The following is a 20,963-nucleotide window of genomic DNA, read 5'->3' as shown; positions in this document are numbered from 1 at the left end:
CGCGGCTTCGTCGATCCATGAGTCTTTGATGCCGCCGGCGCCGATGCGGATGGAAAGCGCGCCGTCATCTGAGGGCTTCCCTGACATAGGCATCGATCACCTCCGGCGCCTTCTTGCCGGCGTCTTCCGCCGCCGGCCGCAGGAACGGGCGAGCGGCCATTTTCATCGTGCCGTATTCGAGGTGGATGGCGTAAGGGGCAAGCGCATGTAAATCGACCTGCAGTTTCTGGGTCACCTCGATCTTGATAGATCCTGCGAGAAAGCCGGTGTCGTTGGCCGGCGCCTCCCCGGGCGCGGACGCTTGGTGGAAGCCTGCGCCTCGTTGATAGATGCGCCCCGTCTTCGGGCCTTTGAGCACGCGGCGCTGCGCGTCCGTTTGCGCCATCAGCGCCAGCGCGCGCAGACCGTTCAGCGTGCCCGCCTCGATGCGGCCGACGAGGTCCGACTCGATAGAGCGCGAGGCTTCCTCGAGCACTTCCACTTTGATCAAGCGTTGATCTCCCGAAGTCGCGCAGTGAGAAATTGGCGCTGCTCGGTGTTGTCGACAACGCTTTGCACGTCAAAACGGCGCTCCCGCCAGATAATCTGAGAGTTGGTCGAGACGTCCGTCCTAAAGCGGATGGTCATGTCATATTCGCGAACCGCGTCGTCACGGCCCGCGAGGGCCACCTGCACGGCCTTGACCGGCTTGATCCGGGCCCAGCATGTCCCGACGTCTGACCACAGCGTGGCGATTTCGCCCGCGTCGTTGATCGTCTGCGTCTGCGCCTGGATCGTAACGCGCTCGCGCATCGAACCGACGTCGGACGCCTTCATTTCAGGCGCCTCGGGCGCCAATAGGCCAGTATGTCGTCGACATGGCGCGGCGCCTTCGCGAGCCTGCCGTCCGACGCCGGCTCCCGGTTGTCGTACCAATGCTTGATGAGAATCTTGACTGCGGTCAGCAGATCGTCCGGGACGCCCGAATAAGGCGCAGCGTCAAAGCCAGCACTGAAGCTGATCTGGATGGCCCCGCGGGGGGAGAGCACGATCACGGGCCAAATCTGCCCCAGCTTGCGCACGATGGCGCCGCGCATATCCGAGACTTCCGCGAAATAGATTCCCGGATCGACGGTGTTGAGCGTCCCGTAGGCGTCGAGCAGTTCGATCTTCGCCACCGTCTGGAAAGGGCGCTTGGGAATTTCGATGAGGCCCGTTGGAATGAGCGCCGAAAGCGGCCCCTCCCGCACGCCATCCCACCATTGCGTCGAGGCGCCTTGAGGCGCCGTATCTGGCCAGCGGTCATAGACAGCCTGCCAGCTTTGCGTGAGCAGCGCGAGCCCCGTCTCCTTTTCGACATGCCGCCGCGCCGCCTTGATCAGCGAAGTGATGAGCGTGTCATCTTCTGCGAGATCGACGCGGCAATAGGCTTTGGCGTCGGCGAGCGTGACAGGCTCGCTCGCGGCATCGGTTACGAGCCGGAGACGGGGCGTCGGGTTCATTGGATCGGCGCGGCCTGCGTCGGGTCGGTTGCGACGTCGATAGCCGCGATCTGCTGCGCCGACTGTTCGAGATAATCCGACGTGCTGCTCAGCAGGTTGTCATAATCGCTTTGCAGCTGGTCGAGCCGTGTCTTTTCCTGCGCGAGCTGGTTGGTGAGCGCTGCGATCTGCGCCGCGGGGCCGACGCTTTTGTATTTGTCGAGCAGCGCTTGCAGGGCGTCGCGATGCGCCTGCGTTGCGGCGTTGAAGCGTTCCTTTGGGGTCATGGAGCTTTTCCTTTTGACTTCCAAGAAAATTAGGCCCGCGGGGCCTTCGGAGCCTGGGCGCCCTTGGCGGCGTCCAGCGCGGCTTTCTCGGCTGCGCCCTTGAGAGCGACGGCGGCGGCGGCTTCGTCCGCGCGGCGGCTCATTTCGTCGAGCGCATCTTTCTCCGACTCGGCGTCCGCTTTCCTGTCGCCAGTCACTTCGATCGCCGCGAGGGTCTGTTCGTGGGTGAGATCGTCAGCCACGTCGTCGCGGACGTTCTCTTTGACCTCGCCTTTGCGCCACATTTCCACGTCGTGTCCGTTCGGCGAGACGCGAGTATCCTTGAGCATCTTGATCGTCTTTGACATCGATCTGCCTTTTCGAAAGGGGGGGGGGGATGATTACGGGTGGGGATTGCCCCGCGCTTTGGCGTTACGCGGCGGGCAGCAGCCGAGGGAATCCGAGCGCCCCAACAAGGCCAACGAGTGTGCCCGTGCCATGCGCGCCGCCGAAGACGATCGTGGATTTCAGGTATCGCTTGGTGCCGACATAGGCGACCTTGAAGGGGTCGACATCGGCGCCGGCCTTGGCGGCGTTGATCAAGCGCACGAAGCCGTTCGCATCCGGGACCTGAGCGAAATTGCTTCCTGCAGGATTGCCTGCGCCCAGCACGATAGAAGACGCCGCGGTGACAGCAGCCCAACTCGCGTTGTCGTCGCAGTCTTCCAGCTTCAGGCCGATGTAGTTCGCGGCGTCGAAGACGATGCCGCCCGCGCCAACATAGAAGCCAAGCGCAATGCCCTCATAGAGATTGTTGTTGATGTTGCCGCGGTCGATGACCACGGCGGCCGGGGAGGCTGTGAGCGTCGCTTCGCCGATGAGCCGCTTGAGGGTGAGATAGGAGGCCAGGTCGCGCATGTGCGCAGTCCTTTCGAATGAGGGGGGAGTGAATGCGCGGGCGTGGCCCGCGCCCCGTCTCGTGGGTTAGGAGACGCTGAACTTGAGCAGCTTTGCCGCTTCGAAATTTTGGATGCCGCCGCCGACGCGCTTGGTCATGTAGAACAGGACGTAGGGTTTGAGCGTATAGGGGTCGCGCAGAGTGCGAACCCCGACGCGGTCGACGATCCGATAGAACTGCCGGAAATCGCCGAATGCGACGGCGTAGGAAGACGCTGCGATGGCGGGCATGTCTTCCGCCTCGGTCAACGGGTATCCCAGAAGCGAATCCGGCTGGCCCGCCTTGATGCTGGGCTCCCAGAGATATTCCGCATAGAGCGACTTCAGCTTGCGGATTTCGGCGACCGTGTAGCGGTTCATCACGAAGGACGCATTCGGCCGAAACGGGTATTTCAGGGTGGCGATGAGGTCGAAGAGCTTGTCGCCGGCGCCGACAATCGGCGGGCCGGCGGCGGGCCCGGTAAAGCCGCCGGACGTGCCCGTGGCGACATAGCCGACCGAGCCCCAGGCCCAGGACGAGTCCGCCACGATCGGATAGGCAAGAAACCCCTTCGGCTTCTTGACGCCATCGCCCGAGATGAACGCCTGACCTTCGACCTGCGAGAATTTCAGCGCCGCCTCATTGGCGATCCATTGCTCGACGTTGATGTAGCTGTCGTCGAGCATCTGCTGCGTCGCCGCCGGCATGGCGTAGAGCTCGCCCGGTACGAACTCGATTTCCGCGAGCTGGGAGGTGTTGGTCTGCGCCCGCGGGTCGGTTTCGCCAACCCAGCCGGCGGTGGTGCCGCGCTTGTTCACCGGCACCTTGAGGGAGCCTGTTCCGATGCTGGTTACCGACGCAATGGAGCGGATGGGCGAGACGAGCAGGGAGAGTTCCACCATGGCCCGCTCGATCTCGGGAAGCACGGTGAATCCACCGTCCGCTTCCGAGTTCGTGGCGAGCGCCTTTGCCTCGAACGCCTTGGCGTAGGCATCTTTCAACTCGTCTTCCGTGCGCTCGCCGCCCTTGCGTAGATACTTGTCGAAGGCTTTTTCCAGGGCGACTATTTCCGGCGCCTTGGCCTTCGTCTCGCTGCCGCCGCTGAAGACCGCCTGGCGCTTCACGGCCAGAATTTCGTCGGTCATCTTCTTCTGGACGTCGTCGATCGCGGCGTTGATCCGGTCGACATGCTCCTTGAGCACGACGTCGCCGGCGTTGAGCTTCTTCTGCAGATCGGCGATGGACTCGTCGTTCTTCTGGCGGAACGCCGTGACCGTCTGCATCAGCTCGTCGGCGAGCTTCTTGAATTCCGGCGTCGAAGCGCCGGCGTCATCCTTGCGCTCCGGCGGGTTGTAGGGTCCGCGGAGGCGTCCGTGATAGGTCATCTCGATATCCTGTGAGGTTCAGCGCATCGCTTCGATAAGCTTGCGCACCGCAGCCATTTCGGCCCCTTGCGTCGCCGCCTCCGCCTCACGCGGATCGATTTCGACATTCTCGCCGGCTTCACGCAGGCGATCGCGGAAATAAGCAACAGCCTTCACGGCGTCGCCGCGCGATAGACCGGCGTCACGCAGGCCTCTTTCCAGTTCGCGCGGGTTAAACTCTTTGACGCGGGTCACCGTCGCCCGATCGTTCATCGGGAAGGTGACCAGGCTGATTTCGTGCAGATCGAGCTGCTTGAGCTTGCGCACGCCCGTCTTCGGCTCGTAGTCCGCTTCCTTGGTTCGGAATCCGATGGACAGACCATCGACCGCGCCCATTTTCATGAGCGAGATTGCCTCGCGGCCCCGCTGGACGTCCGGATTTATCGTCCCGTACGCCTTTAGGCCGTGACCGTCTTCGACAAGCGATGTCCAAACGCCAATTGGTTCGTCTGGCCTGTGCTGCCAAAGCATTTTCACGCGCCCGGCTGGGCGATCCTGCAGCGACTTCGTGAAAGCCCCCGGCAAAACGATGTCGTTCCCTTGGTCGACATTGTTGAATACCGATGCGTAGCCCTCGAACGAGCCGTCATCTTTCACAGCCTTCGCGTCGAAAACGATCGGAAGATGCTTCAGGTCATTCATGGCTATCTCGGAATCTTGGGCTTCCACAGCACGACGCAGCGGCAGTTGATGACGTTATGGGCCGAGCCCTTCGGGTCGCCGGGGAAGCGCAGTCGCTCGCCTCCGACGATGAAATCCGCGTCCTTCTCGACCGTCTGGCCGTCCGCCTTGGCATGCGCCTGGCGCGTGCGCTGATCTTCGGTGGCGCCCCATTCCTTGACGAGCTGCAGGCCTGTGGCGTTCGCCGCGGCCTCCGATCCGACATTCGCGGCGGTATGAGTCTCGGTCTTTGCTATCGTCTCCGCTCTCGCGCGCCCGATCTCCCCGGCGGCGTCGTCTCGAATACGTCGCGCGAGCACGCGGGGCGGTTCGTTCAGCTCGTTCCCGCGCCGGAGCGAGCCGCGGATGGTGCGGCGGATGCTCTCGGTCACCCGGCGCACCATCGCGGCGCCGTTGTGCGCCAGCCAATCGGCGATGGCCTGCTTCGCCACGTCGAACAGCGAGAGGAACTTCAGCTCTAGCCCATCAGGCGCCGCCTTCTCGCCGGTCAGCTCCTCGACGACGAGTTGTGCGCTCGCCTCTGCGGCCGCCTGCAATCTGGCCCGAATGGCTTGAGCGATTGCGCCTGCGTATGCGGATGCTGCATTGTCGATGAATTGAGCATCGCCCTGAGCGACATGAGCCGCAGCGTCACGCCCGGCGCGGGTGAAAATCTTGCGCAGATCATGCGCAAGGCCGCGCTCGTAAGCCATCGCAAGGCGGACGTGCCGGGCGATGCGACGCGCACGGCGATTAGGCCTCCGCGCTGTCTTCATCTTCTGGGGCGCCGCCAACGTCCGACTCGCCATCTTCCGGCATGGAGCCCGCCGCTTCCAGCGGGATCAAGGTCGACGAAACCAGGATGACGTCGCCGCCCGGCGCCGGCTTGAGGCCCTGCTTCTCGCGCTTCTCGTTGATCGTCATCGTCGTGGACTTCTCGATGCGGTCCCACTCGGCGGCGCGCTCGTCGGCGAAAACCTCGAGATCGTCCGTGTCGGGGACGATGCGGATATCCTTGCCGAACGACGGTCCGAGCCACCACGACACTGCCCGGCACCATTGGCCGAGCAGGGGGAGCACACTCTGGCGGTAAAAGACCTTGTTGGCTTCCTGGTAGTTGGCGAAGGTGTTGTCGCCGGGGATTCCGAGGATGAGCGGCGGCACGCCAAAGGCGAGGGCTATCAGCCGCGCTGCTTCGTGCAGGCCTTCCGAGAAACCCATGTCCTTGGGGCTCAAGCCCATCTCGCGCCAGTCGAGACCGCCGTCGAGTAGGAGCGGCTTCCCGGCGTTCTTGGCGCCGGCGAAGGCTTCATCCAGCTCCGCTTTCAGGCGCTCCCACTGATCGTCCGAGAGCTTGTCGCTTCCTTCCTTCGGCGCATAGACGAGCGCGCCGGAAGGTTGGGCGCCATTGTTCAGCAGCGCATTGTTCCACCGCAGGCCGTTCGTATGCATGTCGATAGCGAAAGCCGCCGGGTCGATGTTCGGCATGCCGCGCCAGTCATCGAGCGGATTGTATTCCCGCACATGCAGCACGGGCATCTCGCCCTTGGGGATGTCGACCTGAACTGTTCGCTCGCCGCCGCCCGAAGCCTTGAAGGTGTATCCCTTCGGGAAGCCGTCATCGCCCGGATTGACGCTCGTGCGGCCGGGGCTCCAGCGATAAAGTTCCTTTGGTTTCCCGCTGACGTCGACGCGTTCAGAGAAAAACTCGCCGGCAAGCAGCAGGTCGGAGATGGTGGCGATCCGGAACGCCTCGCCATCCTGCATTGGATTCGGGCGGTTGAGCAGGGCCGCGAGGTCGGGGATGTCGGCTTCCTTCTCGCCCTGGTAGATTTCCAGCGGGACAGCCGCCGCCGCGCGGGCCGTCATGTAGACGCAGGCGTTGACGATCGGGTTTTGCTGGTAGCCTTCGCGCGCCGATTTATCGAAGTCGCGCTTGGCCCATTGCGGCATTTTCAGCACGCGCGCGGAGATCAGCGCACCAACGGCGGATGCCTTGCGCTCGACATGGGGCGTCGCGCGTCCGATGAACGGTGGCGACTCCTGCTTGGCGCCCGGTTCGCTTTTCCGGCGCGTGAACGGCCACACCATCAAACGCGGCGAATCCTGGGCTCGGACTTGTGCCCGGTCATTAGTTCGGTGAGCGCCCAGACGAGCGCGTCGAGACGGTCGGGTGAATACCCCGCTTTGTCCGCATCGAAATCAGGCGTCATCGAGCACATCTGATCCTCAAGCTTGGGGAAGCTGCCGATGTGATGCACGCGGCGCTGTTCGTAGAGCGCCGAGATCGGTTCGGCCCGGGTGAACTTCCCGCGCGTGGCGCGAACCTGTCTGACGGGCACGACGGTGTCGATTTGGCGAATGATCTCGCCGATCATCTCGCCACCGTTGTTCACTTCGGCGACGATGCAATCGGCCTCGAACATCTGGTATGCGGTGACCGCGCGGCGCGCCCACTCGCTCGGCTTGTCGCCTTGAGACGAGCGGTCGGCGATCACATAGCCGTCGCCCAGGTCGTCAACGCCGGCGACGATGATGCCGCACTCGTCGGCCTGTTCGCCCGAGGTCACCGGCGGGTCGATGGCAACGGCAACGCGCCGCAATGGAGGGTAGTCCCGGAGCCGCGTCTCGTCGATAACCGAGCGGCTCCAGAGCGCCCCGGGCACGTCTTCGAGGATCTCCGCCTCGAGCTCTTGGCGGCCCAGCCGCGAGCCCTCGTAGCGGGCGATGATGTTCCGGAAAAAGCCCTCGGCAAGATTTGCCCGGTTGGCGTAGGTGCTGCCCCGTGTCGTCACGGTAGCGGGGTTGGCCAGCAAATCCTTGAGCGTCTTGATCGGCTTCGGCGTTGTCGTCACGCAGCATTGCGGATTGCGGCCAAGACGCAAGCCGAACTGCAGCATATCCCAGGTCTCGACGCAGTATTGCCAAGCGCACAGCTCATCCGCCCAGGCGGCGGAGAACTGCGGGCCGCGCAGCGATTCGGGGTCTTCGGCAGAGAATAGCGTCGCGATGGCGCCGTTCTTCCATGTCACGCGGCGCTTCGAGGGCTCATATTTCGGGCGGTCCCAAGGCGGCGCGCAGGCGAGAATGCCGGACTCGCCGTCGACCATGACGTCGCGGGCGTCGGCGGCGGTTGGCGCGACGAGAGCGATTCTCCCGCAGGTTTCTTTCTTTCGCCGCGTCCACTCGGCGCCGGTACGCGTCTTGCCGAACCCGCGGCCGGCGAGCACGAGCCAGAACGACCAATCGCCGATGGGCGCCAGCTGCTCCTTTCGCGCCCAGCCTTCCCAGTCGAAGAGGAGCGCGTTGGCTTCCCGTTGGCTAAGGCTTGCCAGAACCCTCGCGCGCTGTGCCGGCGCCAGCGAGACGAGCGAGGCGATCAGCGAGCTTGGATCGGGCGTCGTCGATTTCGATCGGGCCGCCGTTCTCGCCCGTGAGTTCATGCACGTCTCGTTCCTTCCAGCCCATGCGCGCCTTCGCCCAGAAGATGCCGCAGGACGGGACGCGGGGCTGCTCCGCGCGAATTTGGTTGCCTCTTTCATCGAACTGCGCCGGCGCGCCGACCGCCTGTATGAAAAGCGACTCCCCGACTTTCGCGTTCGATTTCACCATGCCCGTGTTGAGTTCAACGCGAAAATGCTTGTGCAGCGTCTTCAGCGATATACCGAGCACAAGACACATTTCCTCTTGCTGGATGCCGTATGCAGCAAACGCTTCGACCATTTTGCGCTGCTCAGCGGTTGGATCGAACGGTTTTCGTCCCGCCATATCAGTCTTTCAAGCCTGGAGCGTGCGGGTCCGCGCTGCCCGGCCGCTGTGCCGAAGGGTATTCGGCCATCGCCTGCTTCGCACGCATGTCGTCTAGAGCGCCCGCCCGCGATACATACGCGCACCGCGGGCCTCGATTTCTGAGTAATTCAACTCCGGGACCGCGAGCCGCGCCGGCGCCAGCGGGTTCAAGAACGCGATATAGCGCAGCATGAAACCCGGCAGCATCGTCGAGCCATCCGGTAAGCGCGCGCGGCCGTCCGGGTTCATATCGCTCCGCTGAGATACAGTGACCTTTGCGACGATCCGGCCATCGGGCAACCGAGCAATCGTCTTGTTCGGCGTGATCCCCGTGAGCACGAATCCCGACGCCCGATAGATCGCGCCGTCGCCGCACTGCGCTGCATCCGCGAAGGAAACCACCCATTCGACGTGGGGATATTGCGCGCGGATCAGGCGTAGCGCGATTCCGAGCGCTCTGCTTTCCGAATTGCGGGGCAGGGCGTCCGAGAACGCCATGCGGTTCAGTTCGAGAAACCCGTTCCAGGCGGTGCCCGAAACCAAGCCGATGATCTTCCGCTTATCGAGCGACGGCCCGAATTGCATGGCGCCGAGCAGCCGCCCTTCCAAGAAGACTCCAAGGTGCAGCTGGCTGTTCAATACGACGCTGCCTGAGTAGTGCCAGGCCTTCACCAGCGCATTCGCGCGGTCGCGGTCGATCGGCGCGATTCGGATCGCCTTAGCCGCGCCCATGGGCCACCAGATAGGCGCCGCAGATGGCGGCAAGGGCATTGCCGTTCGAGTTTCGGTTTGGCCCCTCAACCGGGGCCGGCTCCTTCTTCGCCAGTTCGAGCGCCGCTTTGACGTTCGCCGCTTGCTCGTCATGCAGCGTGAAAGTCATTTGCTGGAATGGCGGACGGTCGCCGGAGGGCAGCTCGGGCCATTCGGTCGTCTGCGGTTCGAGCGTCGGCAACTCGATTGGATCGAACCCCGTTAGCGCGAGGTTGAAGCCAACGGCGCCGAGTTCGCGCAACTCGAGATCGAGCGCCCCCGGGTTCCAGCGGCTCTCCTCGCCCGTGCGGTTGTCCGCGAGGCGATAAGCGCGCGCCTGTTCGGGCGTCAGGTCCGCCGCGACATGCACGGGCACGGTTTCGAGCCCTAGCCGCTTGGCCGCCAGCAGGCGCGCATGGCCGACGACAAGCACGCCGTTCTTGTCGACGACGAGCGGCTGTCGCCAGCCGAACTCATTGATTGCAGCTGCAACTTTCGAGATTGCGGCCTCGGTGATGATTCGCGGGTTGCCCTCGTAGGGGTGCACGTTTTCAATCGGCCAAGCCTCGACGGCCAGGTCGGTAACGGATTTTTGCATGACGATGAGCCAGGAAGGTCCCGCCGTCGCGCACGGTGGCGGGGTGACCGGATGTCCGGCCGGCTTACGGTCATGCGAGATCACGACTCGCGGCTTGGGGCGTTGGCGCGCCCCGGCTCCCGCCTGTTTTTTAGGGCTGGAGATTTCGGATTTTCAGAGATTTCAGTAGGCAGAAACGCTAGCGCCCGGCCGCCTATGTAGGCTCCGGGCGCAACTTTTAGAATTAGCTTTTTGTCTCCAATTCAGTCCTCGCTGTCAAGGTAGATTTTGGGCATGCACGTTCAATTTCCCGCCCCCGCTAGGCCTTGTCTGAAGCATCCGCTTGGAGGAAGCTTCCTCGTGGACAAGGAACCACCTTTTCAATTCCAAGCTAGGAACGATAACTGCGAGCGGGACGTAGCTCGTTCGTCAGGTCTAGGCGATCTTAAGTCGACCAAACAGGCCAGAGGGAACCATGATTAAAGCACTAGTGATAGCTGTATTTCTCGCTTTTCTGGGCAGTGCGGCTTTCGGTCAGCAAGCTCAACTTTCGCCTGATGGGGCGGCGAAAGCTGAAGCCGATGCCGCCGCAAATCGCCTCATAAAGAAATGCGCAGGCGGTATGTCTGAGGTGGTTGAAGTCGGCGTCAAGGGTGAGCTCACGAAGTTCTTTCGCCAGGCTATGGTCGCCGGCAAAGTTGAGATTAGAGATACGGGAGCAATAATTGACAAGATAAAGCCCGACGAGGTTGGAGCTAAATTTTATGAGATCTACACTAGGTGCATCAAGGATATCGAGATAGAACTAAAGAAGCTTGATATACAGATATTGGATAAACTTGGAAACCTCGAAGATTTTTCAAGTACGTTGCCGCTAAATTTCCCTAAAAGTCCTTTCGAGGCCAACATGTTTGTAAGGAAAATCAAAGTCGGGAGGTCTTATGATACAGTTGTCAAATTGCGCGATGCGACGTGCAATGTTAACGTTTGGGCCGCGATGTGGGCATTTCCCCCTGACAGAGCAGAAGAGCCAAGCCTCTTGATAGCGATGACAAATAGCGGTCATGCCGTTACGAGCTACCCTTTTGAGTTTCATTTTGACCGCGACAGCAACGCCGTATCAGATGCAGAGTACGCAACACACGATGAATATAAGGGTGCTGTTGACGAGGCTGAATTTAATAGATATGTCGCTTCCAACCCGGATGAAATCTACATATACATTGTATTTAGAGCCATGGGGACCGCGAATTTTGGGGGTTGTAGCGGAGTTTATTCTATCGCGTATGTGCCAAAAGGCACGCGTCAATTAATGTCACCAAAAAAGGAGCCAACAAAGCTCGCTGGTGAGTTGTATGGAAAGCTTATTTCCGCGTTGGACGAACTCAAAAGCCAATTCGGTCCGGATCCATTCGATGGGAGCGTCAATAACATAGCAGAAAAATGGGAGTATTGTATAAATAAGAATGGATTTCCTCGGACGAAAAAAGATAGAGAAGATACGATAAATGAACTATATAAAATAGGATTGAAAAGAAGTTCTGCATTTATCATTGAATATATGCCCGCTAGTAGCGATAAAATAAAATACCTGCTCGATGATTTGAAGCTTATTTCCTTGGTTTCGCCTTAGGCGAATTTGGCCGATCGCATCCGCTACTCAAGGAACCCGCCTTCGGATTTAAATCCGACCTTACCTTCCCCTTTGGCGCCAATCGGTAGCAAGGGCTTGCAGCGCCTCCCGAAATCTTGTCGCGATGCGCGCCATGGCCCTTTTCCCGTGCCGTCCTTCCAATCGAGCGATTTCGCCAAAGGTCAATCCGTCACCGAGGACCGCGCGCAGGAGCTGTTCGTCAGTCTCGCCGATAGCCGATCTAACCTCTTCCTGGATCGCTACAGCCCGTTCGGCGATCTCCATGCGGCGGATGATTAGCAATTCTTGGGAACCCCTCCCCCCCGACAGCTCGAACGTTGTGGGATGCCTTAGCCGGCCGCAACTGCTTTCGATGGTTTCGCGGTAGATCACGCCTACTTGATATGCAGGCGTCGAAATCCGCCCGTAAGCATATTCCCGCTCCAGCGTGTCACCCGCGATGTTCACCGCCACGCGCTGGCGCCGCAGTTTCTCACTTCCAACCGGATTGGGGTCTTCGACCGCCGCTGTGACAATCTCAATTTTGCCTTTCATGCGCTTCGGCGCGTGGGGCAGCGCAGGCCCGGGATGCACAGCCTCCTCGACCCGGTCATACCGCCCGTAGCTTTTCCGTTGCACCGCCATCATGCCGCCCTCGCCAAGATTTCAGCCCAAGTGTCCTTCGTTTCGCGCCGCTTGCGGATCACCACCACAAGCCGGTGGCGTATCGCCCTGCGTTCAATCGTCCAGAGGCGCGAGGGGTAGAGATTGATTTTCCAATTCATGCCGCGGCCTCCGCGCTGTCGAAATTGATCCCCTGCTCTGCCGCGAATTTCCGAATTGCGGGGCTCTCGTCAGGCGGCGGGCCCCACACGTTTCGCATCCACGAGGCCGGGTTATTCCGCCACCGCGCGATCGCCGCGAGAAGGTTTTCCTCGGGCATTGCGACCCCGGCGTAGCCGAGTTCGATCTTGCGCTCAGGGGGCTCGCCGTTATGCGGCACGGGCGGTCGTTGCTCGGCGCTAGCGAGCGCTTCGTCGACGATCATCGCCCACAAGCGCCATGATTTGACGGGCTTTTTCCGCGTTCGTCGCGCCTCGGACCCCAGGGTTTCAATTACCCGCTGTTCCCCGAATTTCCTGAACATTTCGGCCATCGGGCCGATGACGAGATCAGCCGGCGCAGACTCGCCGAGCGCGGCGCTGCAGGCGGCCTGGACGCGGTCGAGATCGTTGGGGGGAGGTTCGGGCGGCGCGCCGCGCGCGGCAGTGGGTAGCTGTGCTGGGAGATGATCTATATCTCCCTGTCCCTTGTACTGTCCCTGTCCCTTGGAGCTTGTTACTGTCTCTGTAACAGAACCTGTAACTGTCGTTGTCGCATCCTCTGTCGTCGTCGGCTTCGCGCTCTGCGACAATCGCGCGGCGCGCGCTGCCGCAGTTCTGTCACGTTGCTTCTTCTTCGACTCCCACGCATCGCGCGCCTTCTCTGCGACAACCGGGTGATAGAGTCGGCCGTCCGCACAAAGGACCCATCCCCGAAGCGCGCCCTTCTTGACCTTCAGCCATTCCTTCACGACGCGGCCGAAGCCCGCGAGCGCCGACAGGATGGCGTCGTCATTGGGGAGGCTTGCCGCTGGGATCTGGTGCCAGGACGCGCACCACAACAGCACGGCGGCGCGGAACTCCTCGCCGTTGGCGCTGGCTGAGAGGTCGCTGTCGCGCAGGCGCACGACATCCAACGGCATGAACGCGAAGTCTCGCAAATCGACATCGGGCGGCACGAGTGGCGCCGGGGCAGCGTTCACCATCGCTTTCCTCCATTGTCGAGAAACGAGCGCGCCACGTCGCAGTAGAGATTGACCGTCGTCGTGGGCCCAAGCCGGTTCTTCATGAGGATCACCTCAAGGTCGTTCGCGCGCGCCGCGGCCCGGTCGCATGCCTCTGTGTCGCCGTTGAGCACCTTGGGGTCGCGCTGGTCGTAGTAGGAGGGGCGATGCAGGCCGATAACGACGTCGGCGTCCTGTTCGATGGAACCCGAGTCGCGCAGGTCGAACAGCTGCGGCCGCTTGTCGTCGCGCTTCTGGTTTTCGCGGCTGAGCTGCGAGAGCAAGACGACGCAGACGTCGAGGCGCTTCGCCATGGCCTTGGCCGCCTTCGTCACCTCGCCGATTTCGTCGACCTTGCGGCCCTTGTAGCGGTCGCCGAACCCCATGATCTGCAGGTAATCTATGAACACCACGTCGAGCGTCTTTGCCGCGCGCTCCAGGCGCTGCTTGGTGCGCTTCGCACGCGACTCGATCTGCTCGATGGTCAGGCCCGGCGTGGCGTCGATCGTGAGGGCGAATTCGGAGAACCGGCGTTCAATCTCGCGAAGCCTATGGATGCCAGTCGCATCGAGCCGGCCGGCGAGAATCTCACTGTAGGCAAGCGGCGCCGGGCTGGACGCCATTGCATTGGCCGCCATGCGAGCGGCAACCTCGCGCCGATCGATTTCGAGCGAGTAGACATCTACGCCGAACTGCGGCCGATCTTCGCGCAGTCGGGCGACGCGGCGCGCGCTTGCGACGAGGAACACGGTTTTGCCCGCGCCGGGATTGCCTGCAACGACGAAGAGCCGGCCAGGGCGATAGCCGCCGCCCACCACGCGGTCCAGGTCGACGAAGCCGGTCGAAGGGATCGCGCGGGCGTTCCCGGCCATCTCCTGTTCGGCGTCGCGGATGACCTCGGAGAGCCCGGCGCCGAGGCTGGAGCGTTCCGCCTCTCCGCTCCCGCCGATGTTTCGAAGGGCGATGATTTGGCCGTCGAGCTCGTCGAGCATCGCCGGCAGGCGGCCGAAGCCAGGAAGCCGCGCCGAATCCGCCGCCGCTCCTGCAATTGCGATCAACTCCCTGCGCGCCCAAGCCTCAACGATCATTTCGGCATAATCCCGGGCGTTGATGACCGTCGTCGCCTCTGCGGCGAGGCGTGCGAGATAGGCACGCATCGGCGGAGCGCCGGCAGGCATTTCCAGATCGGCGAGTTCGGCGCCAACCGAGATGAGCGTCGCCTTGCGGGCGCCGGCGACCAAGTCGACAACGGCTTGATAGATGCGCGCGTGCAAAGCCTCGGAGAAATGGCGCGCCTGGAGGAGGCCTCCTACGTGGGTGAGCGCGTCCTCGTTGATCAGCAGGGCGCCGAGGAGGGCCTGTTCCGCTTCAATGCTGACCGGGAGCGCGTCGGTCAGTTGGGAGGCGTGAGCGGTCATGTGGCCTCCTTCCGCAGCCATCCGAGCTGCGGGAACGCGGGCCGAGGCGCCGTCTGATCCCAGACGAGCCAACACCAATCCGACGATCCGTTACCCGCTTTGTTGCCGGCAGCGAGGTAGCTCCCCGGAGGGCAAGAGACGCGCGGCGTGACGATCCAGATGCGATGCGGCGGGTGGTCCGCGAATAGGCCATTTGCGCGTTCGGCTCCGGCGATGAACCGTACGTCGAGGAACATCGCGACCTTCCCCGTCGCGAGAGTCAGCGCCTTGCGAATGAACGCTTCGGCGCCCTTGGCTCGAAAGAACGGCGGATTGCAGACGATGTTTGGCGCTTTGGTGTGCGTGGCCGAGTAAAAGTCGAGTTCGCCCTTCCACCATGGCTTGCCGTCTATTCGGCGCACGATGTCTGTGCCGCGCACGATAAACCCGCGGGCGTCGAAGGTATTGCAGATATTGCCGCCGCCGCAGGCCGGATCCCAGACCGCGTCAACGAAGCGCTCGACGCGCAAGAGCGCCTCTGTGGCCTCCGTAGGCTCGACATACCAGTCGAGTTCATCGCGCTCCCAAATCTGAGCTTTCTTTTCGCGCACAGGCAGGCTGCTCATCGCGCCACTCCCTTGTGTGCCTGCGAGGCAATGCGCTCGCGCTTCAACGCGTCATGGCGCTTGATACGCGCCTTGACGAACTCGAGTTGCGCAGCGAGGAGTTCGCGCTCAACGGCCCGCGGCCGCTCGTTGAAGCGGATGCACCGGATCGCCGCGTCGATCGCCGCCATTTGGGATTGATCGGAAAAGCCCGTCATGCAGTCTCCCCGAACATGATCAGCTCAGGCGGGCGCGCCCGGGCGTAGGTTGCTGCCGCGAAGTCGAAGAGGGCGCAGGCGTCGGCGCGGTTATCGTCCCTGCAATCGCGCGGGATGTAGCCGAGAAGGCGCGCGCGCTGGATCACGGCGTCCTTTGTCGCCTTGCGCTCGCCCATGTTCGCCGCGCCGATGAAATGCTTGCGAATCGTCGCTGCTTTGGGCGTCTCGCGGCGGATGTTGCGCGCCATGGCCTCAGAGACGGCGACTCCGAAACAGAAAAGCTGGAGGATCACCGCGTCGCCGCTCTTTTGCGCGGTCGGGTGGAGGTAATGCTCGATGCAGATGAGGTCTGGCCTCTCGAGCATCAGCCTGTCGCGCAGAAAGCAGCGCATATTGAACGCCGCGACTTCGGCCGGTTCGTTTGGCTTCTTGAGGCGCACGGTCCCGGACGTGGGGATTTCTCCCGCGCGCCCGAGCGCGAAGCCGGTATAGGTCGCAATGTCCAGGGCCAGGATGAGCACGCGATCTGGCCTCAATTGTAGGTATAGGTGCCTGGGGCCTCGTCGTCCGGCTTGTCGTCCTTCTTCTGCCGGCGCCGGGACGGCTTGTCGCGCGCTTCCTCTGGCAGCGGCTGGATGCCAGTTTCGAGCCGATGCACGTTATCGGCGACTTGAGCCTCCTCTGCCTCCTCCCGCTCCGCCTCTTCGGCAGCCGCCTTTCGGGCGAGATCGTCGATGTCGCCGGCGTGTTCTTCGAAGAGGTTCAGTTCGCTTGCAAGGTCCCGATAAGCATCGAAATTGCGCAGGAACGCATCCCGCTTTTCGGGATCCATGCGATAGAGCTTGAGGATCATCTTGAAGGCGGCGGGGTGGAGGTTCGCATTGTCGGCCGCGTTTTTGATGCGCTCGCCGATTTCCCCGTTTATCGACGAGACTTTCGTCTTCGCCTGGTCGGCGGCTTTGATGAGGGCCCCGAACTGCTTCTTATTGACGAGTTTTTCCGTTCCTTCAGTCATCGTTCTGCTGCTCCTGCTGCTTGCGTTTTTCTCTCGCCTCTTCCCGGCGAACCATCTTGTCGAGCGTGTCCATGGACTGCTGAGTCTCGACCGTCATGATGCCGCCCTTGTTCATGTCGATTTGAAAGAAGCGCACCACGCGCCGCGCGGCGGTGAGTAGGGTTTCCTCGCTCATTTCCCCTCCGCGATTGCCGCAAACCGCGCCCGCATAGCGACCAGCACGCGAATGTTTGCGTCGGCTTCGACGAGAAGCTTGCGGGCCTCGTCTTGTGAAACGTGATTGTCGGCCATGGCGATGAAGAGCGAAGAGACCATGCGGCCGTGTTCGTGCGCCTTTGCCGCCGCGAGGCTTTCGAGCGTCTCGGCATTGGGCGGCGCAATCGGCATGAAGACGCCGCCCGCGAGCGCCGCGAAATCTTCGGCGAGCGCCGTTGATCCCGTGGAGACCGTTAGGCGCCGCGCCATGTCGAGGCTTATCTGCGCATCGACGTCCGGGTCGGCGTAGGCGTAAACCTGGGATGAGGCGCGCTCGACGATGAAAGCCGCCTGCTTGACACCGCCGGCTTCGTCGATCAGGCGCGCGACAAGCGCCTTGGTCGATCCATATTCACGGGGCTTGGTTGGAGCGTAGGCCATAAACGTCCCTGAAATTTCTGCTTGAGAGCGCGCAAATCAGTTCCGATGATCGGGGCGATGCAGACGCAAAACCTTTCATCCATCGCCCCGATTTGTTGCCGAGGGCAGTTCGCGACCGCCCCCGGCGTTCTTGCGAGCGTAATCCTCGGAAGCGGCTCCTCACTTCCTGCTACCGAGTTCCCCGACGCGATTTACGTGGCGCGCCGAAGCCATGAATTTCTGGCGTTGGAAGGTCGGGCCGCAGCCACGACGAGCTCCAAGGTGAGGCTGCGGCCGTGAGCGTTGTTTGCTCATTGGCAGCCGCTCCCTTGAAAGAGTCTTGGAAATTGCGCGCGGAAGGCGCCGAGTGCGGAGACCACGAGGAGGTGGACATCGACGCGCATCGCGGTTTCGTTCGGGGCCGGCGGCTCGCCTACGATGAACTCAAGGGGGCGTTCGATCAGGCGCGCCGCCTCTTCCGGGCTAAAGCCGGCGGAGAGCAGCTCGTAGGCCCAGCGGCGATCGCGTTCGTCGAGTTGCTGCTGGCTCATTCCGCGGCCTCCAACGATAGCGCAGGCGGCGGGTAGATATCCGGGCGGATTTTGTGGCGCGGGACTCCTGTCTCGCGCTCAATTGGTAAAACGAATTCGGCTGAAACACCGTTTTTCGATTTTTTGAGCCAATAGGACACAAGCTGTTGAGTGGCGCCGATGCTTTCAGCAAGGGCGGCCTGCGACCCCTTGATCTCGATGGCTTTGGCAAGTGCGCTTGTGGTCATGTTGGACAAATAACAAATATGATTGTTACTAGTCAACAAGCAAGATTGTCGAGCGCGCCGACAAGAGGCTTTGTATCTTGCGGGCGCATGGACACGCTTGCAGATCGCCTAAAGCACCGACGGAAGCAGCTCCGCCTTAGCCAGGCGGCGGTGGCGCGCGCTGTCTCGAAGCTGAGGGGGCGGACGTTTTCCCAGCAGGCATACGCCGCTCTAGAATCGGGAGATTCTCAGACCAGCTCGGAAATTGCCGCCATTGCGGAAGTTCTGCAGGCTCCCTTAGCTTGGCTGCGCGATGGCAAAGGCGCCCCTCCACAAACGCCAGCTGCCGAGTCGGCGGTGGACGCGGATATCGGTCGGGAACAAGACCAAAGCGCGATTTGGGAGGTCGATGTCCGCGCTGGAGCTGGTGGCGGCGGAGTTCCGGCCATGGCTTTAGTGGTCGCGGACGGCAATGGTAACACCTATGCCGCGGAGGGCATTCGAGACCAGTGGATTATCCCGGCCTCGATTGTCCGCGAGATGCTCCATGCTGCGCCGAAGCACATCCGGGTTTTCGAGGTGATCGGCGATTCTATGGAGCCCCGGCTACACGAGGGTGACCGGGTTTTTATCGATGTTCGCTATCGCGTCCCCAGCCCAGAAGGGATTTTCGCCCTTTGGGATGGCCTAGGAGTAGTCATCAAGCGCGTTCAGGTGGTTCGGGGAAGCGAACCGCTAAAACTCCGGATCATTTCAGCGAACGAGCAGTACGAGCCCTATGAGGCGACGGTCGAGGAAGTGAACATTATCGGAAGGTATGCTGGGCGCTTTACGGTGAACTGATGGGCTTTTGGCTTGCAGGACGGCGAGAGAATCGGGCGCTTGTCGAACGCGACGCTGTCGAATTAATCGAACGCTTTGGCGAGGGCGCGTATCACGAAGCGCGTCAGCGAGCCTACCATCAGTCTGAGGTAATTGACGCAAATAGGCCTTCGGGCCATTGGGGGCGCGTTCAGGTCGAAATCGCCAAAATCACTGGAAAAACCATCGGCTTGTCAGGGTGGGATCGGGAAACCAAGTAATCTAACAAGTATGCTTGTTGACTGGTTACAAATATAATTGTATGAATGGCGTCGCCAATTGAGGTGAGCCATGAAACAGTTTCAGTTGACCTACGAATTTGAAGACCTCCCACTCGGCTTCGACACGCTCTGCGGGATCGAATGGACGTTCGAGGCCCGCGCCTGGGGCCGCGCCATCGTCGAATACGACGGCGCCGGGGAGTGGTCCGTTGGCGATATCGAGATCGCGACCACCCGCGAGATTGCGGGCGCCGGAAGCAGGCGCTCATGGGTTGATGGCTTCGCGTGGCTCGATCGCAAGAGCCCGCTCTACACACTCGTCGCCGCCGCGTTGCTGAAACACGAGAGCGAGGGCATCGAAGAAAAGATCGTCTCCATCGCTGAGCCGCCGCGCTTTGACGCGCAGCGCGAATGGGGGACCCTCAACCGCGCGATGCAGGGGGTGTGACGTGTTTATCGGAGCCCCTTCAATTCACCTTGCCGGTCGGCCGCACTTCGAGTTGCAGGAAAGCAACGGCACTGTCTGGCTTTCCCTCCGCGACACTGTCGACGACTCTCCAATAGCGGGCGTCTACATGTTTTTCGATCCTGTGGACGCCGGCCTCATCAAAGAAGCTGCGGATGCGTTCAACGCAATCATTCGGGGCGCCAACCCAGCGCCAGCCGACCTTCGAAAGGTCGCCTGATGATCCCGCTGAACACGCCTCCGGGCACCGAAATAGTCTGCATAGATGACGCCAACTGGTCGACCCGTTGCCCGTTTCGGCCGCGAATGGGTTGCATCTACACGGTGCGTGGTTGGACCAGTGAGTTGCTCACTAACAACCCACTTGTTGATCTCGAAGAGGTCTACCACGAGGAATGGGCGCCCGAGCCGTGGCGTTTCCGTCTCATAGATATCGGCCGGCTAGACATGCTGCTCGACGCGAGGGAGCGAGAGCCGGCATGACCATCTCGACCTTTCCCCAAACCTCTCTTGGCGGCGCCGCTGCAGCGGTCGTTTCCCAGCTCGAGCCGCCGGGAGTTCAGCGCATCCCTTGCCCGGATGATCCAACATGGCGCGCGCTGCGTTCGAGCGACATCACGGCGAGCGTCGCGGCGGCGCTCATCGGCGAGCACGAATGGGAGACTGCCTATTCTCTCTATCAGGCGAAGGCGGGCACGCTCGAAAGCGACGTCGAGGACTCGGGCCCCGTTAGGCGCGGGCGCTTGCTCGAGCCGGTCGCGGTGCAAGTGCTGCGCGAGGAACATCCCGATTGGATCATTCGGCACAACAGCGGCGAGGCGCGGGCCTATTATCGTGACGCAACCGCGCGCATGGGCGCGACTCCGGACGTCGAGGCGCGCGATCCATCCCGCGGGCCCGGCGTCGTGCAGATCAAGAGCGTCGAGGCGAGCGTCTTTCGCCAGAAATGGCGAAACGAGGGCGGGGAAATAGAACCGCCGCTTTGGATCGCTGTGCAGGCGATCGTGGAAGCCGCGCTTACGGGCGCAGAGTGGGCGGCTGTAGCGCCGATCGTCGTGGGGCACGGCGTCGACGTGCCGCTGATCGATATCCCGCTCAACAGCGCGCCGGCGATCATGGCGAGGTTGCGTAAGGAAGTCAGCGAATTCTGGCGGCGCATTGAAGAGGACGACCCGCCACCGCCGGACTATGCCCGCGACGGCGCCGTGATCGGGCAGCTCTATGCAGAGGATGACGGCGCCGAGGTCGATCTTTTCGGCGACAGAGTTTGGGAGCTGCTCGAGCAACGCGACAAGCTGAAAAACGCCGAGCGCGCGGGCGCAGCAGCCTCAAAAGAGCGCGCGATCATCGACGCGGAAATCATCCACATGCTGGGCAACGCCCAACGCGGGCGGCTGTCTGACGGGCGGATCGTCGAAGCGAAGACGATCAACCGGAAACCCTATGCCGTGGCCGCGAGCAGCTATCGCGCCGTCAAGGTGAAGTGA

At 62.1% G+C, this 20,963-nt stretch carries 30 protein-coding genes; 4 read left to right on the top strand and 26 right to left on the bottom strand.

Annotated features, from left to right (window positions below; genetic code table 11):
• Positions 1-64 precede the first annotated feature (64 nt).
• From QNA11_RS11400 to QNA11_RS11335, 14 genes are all read right to left on the bottom strand, one after another.
• Positions 65-490 carry an HK97-gp10 family putative phage morphogenesis protein gene (locus tag QNA11_RS11400; protein ID WP_283483130.1) on the bottom strand — a complete coding sequence of 142 codons (426 nt, stop codon included), beginning with the start codon at positions 488-490 and terminating at the stop codon, positions 65-67.
• Entirely contained in the window at positions 487-816 is a 330-nt protein-coding gene (locus tag QNA11_RS11395; RefSeq protein WP_283483129.1) for a phage head closure protein, read from the bottom strand. The genes QNA11_RS11400 and QNA11_RS11395 overlap by 4 nt, the downstream gene beginning before the upstream one ends.
• On the bottom strand, positions 813-1,481 hold the full coding sequence (locus QNA11_RS11390) for a head-tail connector protein (protein ID WP_283483128.1): 669 nt from the start codon (positions 1,479-1,481) through the stop codon (positions 813-815). Before QNA11_RS11390 ends, QNA11_RS11395 begins: the two co-directional genes overlap by 4 nt.
• Complete coding sequence (locus tag QNA11_RS11385) at positions 1,478-1,747, bottom strand: hypothetical protein (protein ID WP_283483127.1); 270 nt, start codon at positions 1,745-1,747, stop codon at positions 1,478-1,480. The genes QNA11_RS11390 and QNA11_RS11385 overlap by 4 nt, the downstream gene beginning before the upstream one ends.
• Before the next feature lie 29 nt (positions 1,748-1,776).
• The gene (locus tag QNA11_RS11380) at positions 1,777-2,094 is read right to left on the bottom strand and encodes a hypothetical protein (protein WP_283483126.1); all 318 of its coding nucleotides are present in this window, start codon (positions 2,092-2,094) and stop codon (positions 1,777-1,779) included.
• A 64-nt stretch (positions 2,095-2,158) separates the two neighbouring features.
• The gene (locus QNA11_RS11375; protein WP_283483125.1) at positions 2,159-2,644 is read right to left on the bottom strand and encodes a hypothetical protein; all 486 of its coding nucleotides are present in this window, start codon (positions 2,642-2,644) and stop codon (positions 2,159-2,161) included.
• 66 nt (positions 2,645-2,710) lie between these two features.
• The gene (locus QNA11_RS11370; protein WP_283483124.1) at positions 2,711-4,048 is read right to left on the bottom strand and encodes a phage major capsid protein; all 1,338 of its coding nucleotides are present in this window, start codon (positions 4,046-4,048) and stop codon (positions 2,711-2,713) included.
• Between the two features lie 18 nt (positions 4,049-4,066).
• Positions 4,067-4,729, bottom strand: coding sequence for an HK97 family phage prohead protease (locus QNA11_RS11365; RefSeq protein ID WP_283483123.1), 663 nt, complete (start codon positions 4,727-4,729; stop codon positions 4,067-4,069).
• Positions 4,730-4,731: 2 nt separating this feature from the next.
• Positions 4,732-5,523 carry a phage minor head protein gene (locus QNA11_RS11360; RefSeq protein WP_283483122.1) on the bottom strand — a complete coding sequence of 264 codons (792 nt, stop codon included), beginning with the start codon at positions 5,521-5,523 and terminating at the stop codon, positions 4,732-4,734.
• Entirely contained in the window at positions 5,501-6,838 is a 1,338-nt protein-coding gene (locus QNA11_RS11355; RefSeq protein ID WP_283483121.1) for a phage portal protein, read from the bottom strand. The genes QNA11_RS11360 and QNA11_RS11355 overlap by 23 nt, the downstream gene beginning before the upstream one ends.
• On the bottom strand, positions 6,838-7,977 hold the full coding sequence (locus QNA11_RS11350; RefSeq protein ID WP_283483120.1) for a DNA-packaging protein: 1,140 nt from the start codon (positions 7,975-7,977) through the stop codon (positions 6,838-6,840). Before QNA11_RS11350 ends, QNA11_RS11355 begins: the two co-directional genes overlap by 1 nt.
• Before the next feature lie 91 nt (positions 7,978-8,068).
• Complete coding sequence (locus tag QNA11_RS11345) at positions 8,069-8,419, bottom strand: hypothetical protein (RefSeq protein WP_283483119.1); 351 nt, start codon at positions 8,417-8,419, stop codon at positions 8,069-8,071.
• A gap of 189 nt (positions 8,420-8,608) precedes the next feature.
• Positions 8,609-9,268 carry a Mom family adenine methylcarbamoylation protein gene (locus QNA11_RS11340; protein ID WP_502867562.1) on the bottom strand — a complete coding sequence of 220 codons (660 nt, stop codon included), beginning with the start codon at positions 9,266-9,268 and terminating at the stop codon, positions 8,609-8,611.
• The gene (locus tag QNA11_RS11335; RefSeq protein WP_283483116.1) at positions 9,255-9,884 is read right to left on the bottom strand and encodes a ParB N-terminal domain-containing protein; all 630 of its coding nucleotides are present in this window, start codon (positions 9,882-9,884) and stop codon (positions 9,255-9,257) included. Before QNA11_RS11335 ends, QNA11_RS11340 begins: the two co-directional genes overlap by 14 nt.
• A 454-nt stretch (positions 9,885-10,338) precedes the next feature.
• Between QNA11_RS11335 and QNA11_RS11330 the strand changes: the two genes are divergently transcribed.
• On the top strand, positions 10,339-11,496 hold the full coding sequence (locus tag QNA11_RS11330) for a hypothetical protein (protein ID WP_283483115.1): 1,158 nt from the start codon (positions 10,339-10,341) through the stop codon (positions 11,494-11,496).
• 60 nt (positions 11,497-11,556) lie between these two features.
• Here the strand turns inward: QNA11_RS11330 and QNA11_RS11325 are convergent, their stop codons facing one another.
• The 12 genes from QNA11_RS11325 to QNA11_RS11270 all read right to left on the bottom strand — a co-directional run bounded on the left by QNA11_RS11325 (position 11,557) and on the right by QNA11_RS11270 (position 17,985).
• Positions 11,557-12,144 carry a hypothetical protein gene (locus QNA11_RS11325; RefSeq protein ID WP_283483114.1) on the bottom strand — a complete coding sequence of 196 codons (588 nt, stop codon included), beginning with the start codon at positions 12,142-12,144 and terminating at the stop codon, positions 11,557-11,559.
• Complete coding sequence (locus QNA11_RS11320; RefSeq protein ID WP_283483113.1) at positions 12,141-12,281, bottom strand: hypothetical protein; 141 nt, start codon at positions 12,279-12,281, stop codon at positions 12,141-12,143. The genes QNA11_RS11325 and QNA11_RS11320 overlap by 4 nt, the downstream gene beginning before the upstream one ends.
• Entirely contained in the window at positions 12,278-13,303 is a 1,026-nt protein-coding gene (locus QNA11_RS11315; RefSeq protein ID WP_283483112.1) for a DUF1376 domain-containing protein, read from the bottom strand. Before QNA11_RS11315 ends, QNA11_RS11320 begins: the two co-directional genes overlap by 4 nt.
• On the bottom strand, positions 13,297-14,739 hold the full coding sequence (locus tag QNA11_RS11310) for a replicative DNA helicase (protein WP_283483111.1): 1,443 nt from the start codon (positions 14,737-14,739) through the stop codon (positions 13,297-13,299). Before QNA11_RS11310 ends, QNA11_RS11315 begins: the two co-directional genes overlap by 7 nt.
• Complete coding sequence (locus QNA11_RS11305) at positions 14,736-15,344, bottom strand: hypothetical protein (RefSeq protein WP_283483110.1); 609 nt, start codon at positions 15,342-15,344, stop codon at positions 14,736-14,738. Before QNA11_RS11305 ends, QNA11_RS11310 begins: the two co-directional genes overlap by 4 nt.
• On the bottom strand, positions 15,341-15,541 hold the full coding sequence (locus QNA11_RS11300; protein ID WP_283483109.1) for a hypothetical protein: 201 nt from the start codon (positions 15,539-15,541) through the stop codon (positions 15,341-15,343). Before QNA11_RS11300 ends, QNA11_RS11305 begins: the two co-directional genes overlap by 4 nt.
• Entirely contained in the window at positions 15,538-16,062 is a 525-nt protein-coding gene (locus QNA11_RS11295; RefSeq protein ID WP_283483108.1) for a hypothetical protein, read from the bottom strand. Before QNA11_RS11295 ends, QNA11_RS11300 begins: the two co-directional genes overlap by 4 nt.
• 11 nt (positions 16,063-16,073) lie before the next feature.
• On the bottom strand, positions 16,074-16,556 hold the full coding sequence (locus QNA11_RS11290) for a hypothetical protein (protein ID WP_283483107.1): 483 nt from the start codon (positions 16,554-16,556) through the stop codon (positions 16,074-16,076).
• The gene (locus QNA11_RS11285) at positions 16,549-16,731 is read right to left on the bottom strand and encodes a hypothetical protein (protein WP_283483106.1); all 183 of its coding nucleotides are present in this window, start codon (positions 16,729-16,731) and stop codon (positions 16,549-16,551) included. Before QNA11_RS11285 ends, QNA11_RS11290 begins: the two co-directional genes overlap by 8 nt.
• The gene (locus tag QNA11_RS11280) at positions 16,728-17,192 is read right to left on the bottom strand and encodes a phage regulatory CII family protein (RefSeq protein WP_283483105.1); all 465 of its coding nucleotides are present in this window, start codon (positions 17,190-17,192) and stop codon (positions 16,728-16,730) included. The genes QNA11_RS11285 and QNA11_RS11280 overlap by 4 nt, the downstream gene beginning before the upstream one ends.
• A gap of 290 nt (positions 17,193-17,482) precedes the next feature.
• Positions 17,483-17,722: a hypothetical protein gene (locus tag QNA11_RS11275; RefSeq protein WP_283483104.1), complete on the bottom strand. Its 240-nt coding sequence runs from the start codon at positions 17,720-17,722 to the stop codon at positions 17,483-17,485.
• Positions 17,719-17,985: a transcriptional regulator gene (locus QNA11_RS11270; RefSeq protein ID WP_283483103.1), complete on the bottom strand. Its 267-nt coding sequence runs from the start codon at positions 17,983-17,985 to the stop codon at positions 17,719-17,721. The genes QNA11_RS11275 and QNA11_RS11270 overlap by 4 nt, the downstream gene beginning before the upstream one ends.
• A 51-nt stretch (positions 17,986-18,036) precedes the next feature.
• Here QNA11_RS11270 and QNA11_RS11265 point away from each other — a divergent pair, with 51 nt between their 5' ends.
• From QNA11_RS11265 to QNA11_RS11255, 3 genes are all read left to right on the top strand, one after another.
• Complete coding sequence (locus QNA11_RS11265) at positions 18,037-18,771, top strand: S24 family peptidase (protein WP_283483102.1); 735 nt, start codon at positions 18,037-18,039, stop codon at positions 18,769-18,771.
• Positions 18,772-19,080: 309 nt separating this feature from the next.
• A complete protein-coding gene (locus QNA11_RS11260; RefSeq protein ID WP_283483100.1) occupies positions 19,081-19,458 on the top strand; it encodes a hypothetical protein in 378 nt (125 codons plus the stop codon).
• A 497-nt stretch (positions 19,459-19,955) separates the two neighbouring features.
• Positions 19,956-20,963, top strand: coding sequence for a YqaJ viral recombinase family protein (locus QNA11_RS11255; protein ID WP_283483099.1), 1,008 nt, complete (start codon positions 19,956-19,958; stop codon positions 20,961-20,963).

Source organism: Methylocystis sp. JR02, assembly GCF_030063565.1.
In the GTDB taxonomy this organism is placed as follows: domain Bacteria; phylum Pseudomonadota; class Alphaproteobacteria; order Rhizobiales; family Beijerinckiaceae; genus Methylocystis; species Methylocystis iwaonis.
Note: the sequence above shows the minus strand (reverse complement) of the source record. Positions and strands in the feature narration are given on the sequence as shown.

Excerpts from the sequence above, each read along its gene's own strand:
- QNA11_RS11395 (WP_283483129.1), bottom strand. The coding sequence starts at position 816 with ATGAAGGCGTCCGACGTCGGTTCGATGCGCGAGCGCGTTACGATCCAG.
- QNA11_RS11390 (WP_283483128.1), bottom strand. The coding sequence starts at position 1,481 with ATGAACCCGACGCCCCGTCTCCGGCTCGTAACCGATGCCGCGAGCGAG.
- QNA11_RS11385 (WP_283483127.1), bottom strand. The coding sequence starts at position 1,747 with ATGACCCCAAAGGAACGCTTCAACGCCGCAACGCAGGCGCATCGCGAC.
- QNA11_RS11380 (WP_283483126.1), bottom strand. The coding sequence starts at position 2,094 with ATGTCAAAGACGATCAAGATGCTCAAGGATACTCGCGTCTCGCCGAAC.
- QNA11_RS11375 (WP_283483125.1), bottom strand. The coding sequence starts at position 2,644 with ATGCGCGACCTGGCCTCCTATCTCACCCTCAAGCGGCTCATCGGCGAA.
- QNA11_RS11370 (WP_283483124.1), bottom strand. The coding sequence starts at position 4,048 with ATGACCTATCACGGACGCCTCCGCGGACCCTACAACCCGCCGGAGCGC.
- QNA11_RS11365 (WP_283483123.1), bottom strand. The coding sequence starts at position 4,729 with ATGAATGACCTGAAGCATCTTCCGATCGTTTTCGACGCGAAGGCTGTG.
- QNA11_RS11360 (WP_283483122.1), bottom strand. The coding sequence starts at position 5,523 with ATGAAGACAGCGCGGAGGCCTAATCGCCGTGCGCGTCGCATCGCCCGG.
- QNA11_RS11355 (WP_283483121.1), bottom strand. The coding sequence starts at position 6,838 with ATGGTGTGGCCGTTCACGCGCCGGAAAAGCGAACCGGGCGCCAAGCAG.
- QNA11_RS11340 (WP_502867562.1), bottom strand. The coding sequence starts at position 9,268 with ATGGGCGCGGCTAAGGCGATCCGAATCGCGCCGATCGACCGCGACCGC.
- QNA11_RS11335 (WP_283483116.1), bottom strand. The coding sequence starts at position 9,884 with ATGCAAAAATCCGTTACCGACCTGGCCGTCGAGGCTTGGCCGATTGAA.
- QNA11_RS11330 (WP_283483115.1), top strand. The coding sequence starts at position 10,339 with ATGATTAAAGCACTAGTGATAGCTGTATTTCTCGCTTTTCTGGGCAGT.
- QNA11_RS11325 (WP_283483114.1), bottom strand. The coding sequence starts at position 12,144 with ATGATGGCGGTGCAACGGAAAAGCTACGGGCGGTATGACCGGGTCGAG.
- QNA11_RS11320 (WP_283483113.1), bottom strand. The coding sequence starts at position 12,281 with ATGAATTGGAAAATCAATCTCTACCCCTCGCGCCTCTGGACGATTGAA.
- QNA11_RS11315 (WP_283483112.1), bottom strand. The coding sequence starts at position 13,303 with ATGGTGAACGCTGCCCCGGCGCCACTCGTGCCGCCCGATGTCGATTTG.
- QNA11_RS11310 (WP_283483111.1), bottom strand. The coding sequence starts at position 14,739 with ATGACCGCTCACGCCTCCCAACTGACCGACGCGCTCCCGGTCAGCATT.
- QNA11_RS11305 (WP_283483110.1), bottom strand. The coding sequence starts at position 15,344 with ATGAGCAGCCTGCCTGTGCGCGAAAAGAAAGCTCAGATTTGGGAGCGC.
- QNA11_RS11300 (WP_283483109.1), bottom strand. The coding sequence starts at position 15,541 with ATGACGGGCTTTTCCGATCAATCCCAAATGGCGGCGATCGACGCGGCG.
- QNA11_RS11290 (WP_283483107.1), bottom strand. The coding sequence starts at position 16,556 with ATGACTGAAGGAACGGAAAAACTCGTCAATAAGAAGCAGTTCGGGGCC.
- QNA11_RS11285 (WP_283483106.1), bottom strand. The coding sequence starts at position 16,731 with ATGAGCGAGGAAACCCTACTCACCGCCGCGCGGCGCGTGGTGCGCTTC.
- QNA11_RS11280 (WP_283483105.1), bottom strand. The coding sequence starts at position 17,192 with ATGGCCTACGCTCCAACCAAGCCCCGTGAATATGGATCGACCAAGGCG.
- QNA11_RS11275 (WP_283483104.1), bottom strand. The coding sequence starts at position 17,722 with ATGAGCCAGCAGCAACTCGACGAACGCGATCGCCGCTGGGCCTACGAG.
- QNA11_RS11265 (WP_283483102.1), top strand. The coding sequence starts at position 18,037 with ATGGACACGCTTGCAGATCGCCTAAAGCACCGACGGAAGCAGCTCCGC.
- QNA11_RS11260 (WP_283483100.1), top strand. The coding sequence starts at position 19,081 with ATGAAACAGTTTCAGTTGACCTACGAATTTGAAGACCTCCCACTCGGC.
- QNA11_RS11255 (WP_283483099.1), top strand. The coding sequence starts at position 19,956 with ATGACCATCTCGACCTTTCCCCAAACCTCTCTTGGCGGCGCCGCTGCA.